Source organism: uncultured Deefgea sp. (genome assembly GCF_947072475.1).
Taxonomy (GTDB): Bacteria; Pseudomonadota; Gammaproteobacteria; order Burkholderiales; family Chitinibacteraceae; genus Deefgea.
On sequence record NZ_CAMTIA010000098.1, the window covers coordinates 1 to 4,997 of the forward strand.

Sequence of the window (4,997 nt, forward strand, 5' to 3'; positions counted from 1 at the left end):
GAATTTAAATCCCAACGCCGTGGCCAGCCCATTACCCCTGCCTTTAACCTAAACGACAACGAGCAGCTCGCCAAGCCCAAATCACGCGGCGTGCAAACCGCGACCGTGGTGGGGCCGCTAGGCGCAGGAGCCGGATCAGATCAGTCCGAGGAAATCCACACCGACGAACTCGGCCGCATCAAAGTCCAATTTCACTGGCAACGTGGCAGTGAACACCCTGACTTCGGTGCCAATCTGGATGACAAATCCTCTTGCTGGATCCGCGTCGCTTATCCGAGCGCTGGCGCAAGCTGGGGCCATCAATTCATCCCGCGCATTGGCCAAGAAGTGCTGGTGGATTTCATCGAAGGCGATATCGACCGACCGATTGTCACTGGTGTCGTGTACAACGGCAGCCACCCAACGCCGACCTTCTGCGGCGCTGGCAGCCTGCCAGCCAACAAAACGCTGTCGGGCATCAAGAGTAAAGAATACAAAGGCGGGCAATACGGCGAACTGCTGTTCGACGACAGCACCGGCCAAGTCCGCACCAAACTCAGCAGCGAACACGCCAAAACCCAGCTCAACCTCGGCTACCTGATCCACCCCAGAACCAACGGTAAAGGCGAAGCGCGTGGTGAAGGTTTCGAGCTGCGCACCGACCAACAAGGCGCGATTCGTGCGGGTAAAGGTTTGTTGCTGAGCACCGAAGCCAAAGCTGGCGCGAGCGGCAAACAGCTCGATCGCAGCCCCGTCCACAGCCAACTTGAATCAGCACTTGAACTCGCCAAGAGCCTGGGCGAAGTCGCGACCAAACAGCTTGCCGACACCATCGAAACCGGCGACAACGAGCAAACGATTAAGCCGGACAACTCAACTGGCGAAAAGAGCAAAACCGGCCACCTACACCACCACGTTCATGCCGCCAAAAGCTGGGAAGCCGGCAGCAACACCGACACGGACAGCAAAACCAAGTCCGAAGACCAAGCCGGTCAACAGCAACTCTTGCTGATCCACGGCCAAGACGGTCTTGCACTGACGACGCCGCAAAGCCTGACGCAAACAGCGGGCACGAACCTCGATCAAATCGCGCAGCGTGACCACAACCAAACCACCGGCCGCCGCTGGATCCACAACGTCGGCCAGCATATCAGCCTGTTTGTGAGCGGAGTGAAAGACAAAATCGCGCTCAAGCTCATCGCCGCAAAGGGGAAAGTCCAAGTTCAGGCGCAGAGCGATGATGTAGAGATCACCGCTGATAAAAACGTCAAAATTACTGCGATTAAAGAAAAAGTAGAAATCGTTGCTGGTGATGAAGTGCTGCTGGCTTGTGGCGGTGGATATATCCGACTTAAGGGTGGAAATATTGATATTCATTGCCCGAGCGAAGTGAGTGTAAAAGGTGCAAGTCATGAGTTAAGTGGTGGAACCAGTTTGTCTAAAGTATTGAATTCAATGCCGAATACGAAATTTAACGATAAATTTTTATTAAAAGATGAATTAAGTGGTGAAGTATTAAAGAATCAGAAATACGTCATTCAGCGTGGACATGGTGAGAAAGAATATGGCACCACCGATGAGAGTGGTTATACGCATACCATTAAAAATCCTGATTTAGCCGAATCAGTTGAAATTCTTATTAAGAACTAATTATGTCTAAGAAAAAATCCACAGTTCGAAGTGTTGCCAAAAAAACTATAACCGCGGAAGAAAATCAGAAAGATAAAGAAGTGCAAGTTCCCTCAAGGGATTTTGTATTTTTCTTTGTGGGTGGTGCTGCTGATAAAGAGGCATATTATGGAATGCAACCAACTAAGCTTATTAACTTTGCATTAATTTCATTGGTCAATGCTTTAAGTTCCAAAGGGTATCCATATGAGGTTATAGGCAATAAAGTTCATCATTTAAGTTACGCTGATGCCAAAGGCGATGATGATATTGAAAAACAGTTCATTTCAAGAATAAAAGAAAAAGATACTTTAATATATTTGGTTGGTCATAGTTTGGGCGCTTGGAATTCAGCACATCTATCAAATCTATTGACGAAAAAAGGGTATAAGGTTGAATTTCTTATAACACTTGATCCTGTAGGTGATGGTGTTGCTGTTTCGTTACTGTCGGATATCTATTGGAGTAAGCCAAGTCCACTTTTTGAAGGAGGAAATTGGATTAATGTTAGGGCAGAAGCTCCTTGGGATAACTATTTCTTCGATGACGTTATTGCTGATCTTGGTGGACAGTGGGATGTGATCACAGGTCCTTTAATCAATGCTATCGTGCCTATTAATCATGGCGATGCTAATGCAATGTTTACCTACGCAATATCAAATGAAAAATCAGCCATGGATCACTTAATTGAGAATTTTATGAGGCATATAAAGCCAATGCCAGTACTTCTTCCCGTTGTAAACCTGGAGGATTAACCGTGATGAATAAAATTAAATTAATATTTATTCTTTTATTTGCAGTCACAGGTTGCTCAACAATACCATCTGCTAATATAAGTAAGGTTAAGCTAAAAAAATCCGGTCAATATCAAGCTACTATAACATTCGAAGCAGACACCAATCTTTTTGATTCTGGCAGTAATACTAATAAGTTTAGTGTGGGTCGTATTTATTGTCCTATCGCTGAGCAAGCTGAAATTACTATGGAAAAAAATTACCCTATTTATATTGATGGGTATATAAAGTCGCCAATTCCAAAGTCACAGCCTTGGATCTATACAGGATTGGTCGTACTTGATAAAAGCAATGAAGAAAAAGATAAAATTCGGATTGCAGGTATGTCAAAGTACGATGCTAAAAAATATTATTCAGATGCGATTGTTAAAGGTGAGGAGTGGAAGTGTAAAGTAATTATGATTAAAGCATTTGGTTCGGCAAGTTATTCAAATGTTTTTGTTATTCCAAATAATGAGATTCTCAAAGCATTTTCCCTAATCAAATAAAACTCAGGGTCTATTTTTTTATGTCTACTCCCCTCAAAGCCCTCATCTCCCGTCTCACTCCCACTGCACGCCGTGCGGTTGAAGAGGCGGCGAGTCGTGCCTTGTCGCGCACGCATTTTGAAATCGAAATCGAGCATGTTTTGCTGGCGATGGTGTCGCAGGACGATAACGCTGGTGTGGCGGCGCTGCATGCTTTGGGCTTGAGTTTGGATCAGCTCGATCGCGAGCTGGAATCGGCCTTGGCGCAGTTTCGTACTGGTAATACGCGCAATCCAGTGCTGTCGAGCTGGCTGCCTAAATGGCTAGAAAAAGCGTGGCTCATGGCCAGCACTGAGTTTGCGCAAGACAGTGTTTCGACCTTGGATTTGTTGCTGGTTTTGGTGCGAGATGATGCTTTGCGGGCCACGGTGCAAGGGCATTTGGCGGGCATCATTAAAATGGATACGCAACGAGCCATTAGTGGGTATATAGCGCTACGGCAACATGGCAATGAGCTAGCCAGCAATACATCAAATGTCGCGATTGCCGATGAGACCGCCGGTGAGGCCAATATCAGTCCAATCCCAGCTGCACGCAAAGGCAGCCCTGGGCTGGATAAATACACCATCGATCTGACTGCGCAGGCCAAAGCAGGCAAGATTGATCCGGTGCTCGGGCGTGAAGCCGAGATTCGTCAGATGATTGATATTTTGCAGCGCCGCCGCCAGAACAATCCGATTTTAACTGGCGAGCCGGGCGTGGGTAAAACGGCGGTGGTTGAAGGTTTGGCGCTTAAAATTGTCCAAGGTGATGTGCCGCCGGTACTGCATGGCGTAACGTTGCGCACGCTGGATTTGGGTTTGCTGCAAGCGGGGGCAAGCGTGAAGGGCGAGTTTGAAAATCGACTGCGCCAAGTGATCGACGAAGTCAAAGCCAGCGCAGTGCCGATTATTTTGTTTATCGACGAAGCGCATACCTTGATTGGCGCCGGTGGCGCGGCGGGGCAAAACGACGCGGCAAACTTATTGAAGCCCGCGCTGGCGCGTGGTGAATTGCGCACCATCGCGGCGACCACGTGGGCTGAATATAAAAAGTATTTTGAAAAAGACGCCGCACTGGCGCGCCGTTTCCAAGTAGTCAAAGTGGATGAGCCTGCGCCCGAAATCGCCGTGCAAATGGTGCGCGGCCTGACGGGCGCGATGGCCAAGCATCATGATGTGGTGATTGTGAACGAGGCGGTGGTGGCGGCGGTGAATTTATCCAGCCGCTATATTATTGGCCGCCAATTGCCCGATAAAGCGATTAGCGTGCTCGATACCGCTTGCGCGCGCGTGGCTTTGTCGCGCTCGGGCCGTCCAGCACCGATTGAAGACGTTGAAGTGTTGATTGCGAATATCGAGCGCGAAGTCAAAGCGCTGCAAGCCGAGGAAGGCCACGCCGAGCGGATTGCTGAATTGACGACGCAGCGCGAAGCGCTCGAAGGCGATTTGCAAAACCTAGTCGTCGCGTGGGACGCGCAGCAAGCGGTGATTGATGAAATCCAAGCGCTCAAAGCCGCTTCGGATGGGGGCAGCAAACCCGTGACGGATAGCAAAACCAAGGGCAAAAAAATCAGCCCGCTGCAGGCCAAACGCAGCGAGCTGCGCGCGCTGCAAAAAACCTTGCCGCTGGCCTACGAATGCGTTGATGAAAACGTGATTGCCGATGTGATCTCAAGCTGGACCGGTGTGCCTTTGGGGCGCATGGTGAGTAATGAGCTCGAGCAAGTGCAAAAATTGGCGTCTTTGCTGGCCGAGCGCGTCATCGGTCAAGATCACGCTTTGGCGCAAATTGCCGAACGGGTGCAAATCGCCAAAGCCAATTTGGACGACCCAAGCAAACCGAAAGGGGTGTTTATGCTGGTCGGCCCTTCGGGCGTGGGCAAGACAGAAACGGCCTTAGCGCTGGCCGAATCGCTATACGGCGGCGAGCGCAATCTAATCACCATCAATATGTCGGAATACCAAGAAGCGCACAGCGTATCAGGGCTAAAAGGCTCGCCGCCGGGCTATGTAGGCTACGGCGAAGGTGGGGTATTGACCGAGGCAGT

At 49.5% G+C, this 4,997-nt stretch carries 4 protein-coding genes; all 4 read left to right on the forward strand.

Going from position 1 to position 4,997, the window contains the following annotated elements; translation table 11 throughout:
• A partial coding sequence (locus Q0V82_RS16315; protein ID WP_297577485.1) for a type VI secretion system Vgr family protein occupies window positions 1-1,629 on the forward strand: 1,629 nt, incomplete at its 5' end.
• Window positions 1,630-1,631: 2 nt separating this feature from the next.
• Window positions 1,632-2,402 (forward strand): hypothetical protein, encoded by a 771-nt coding sequence (locus tag Q0V82_RS16320; protein ID WP_297577488.1) that lies wholly within the window; start codon window positions 1,632-1,634, stop codon window positions 2,400-2,402.
• A gap of 5 nt (window positions 2,403-2,407) precedes the next feature.
• On the forward strand, window positions 2,408-2,929 hold the full coding sequence (locus Q0V82_RS16325) for a hypothetical protein (RefSeq protein WP_297577491.1): 522 nt from the start codon (window positions 2,408-2,410) through the stop codon (window positions 2,927-2,929).
• Between the two features lie 20 nt (window positions 2,930-2,949).
• A partial coding sequence (tssH, locus tag Q0V82_RS16330; RefSeq protein WP_297577494.1) for a type VI secretion system ATPase TssH occupies window positions 2,950-4,997 on the forward strand: 2,048 nt, incomplete at its 3' end.

Bases quoted from the DNA above. Each gene is read 5' to 3' on its own strand.
- Q0V82_RS16320 (WP_297577488.1), top strand. From the start codon at position 1,632: ATGTCTAAGAAAAAATCCACAGTTCGAAGTGTTGCCAAAAAAACTATA.
- Q0V82_RS16325 (WP_297577491.1), top strand. From the start codon at position 2,408: ATGAATAAAATTAAATTAATATTTATTCTTTTATTTGCAGTCACAGGT.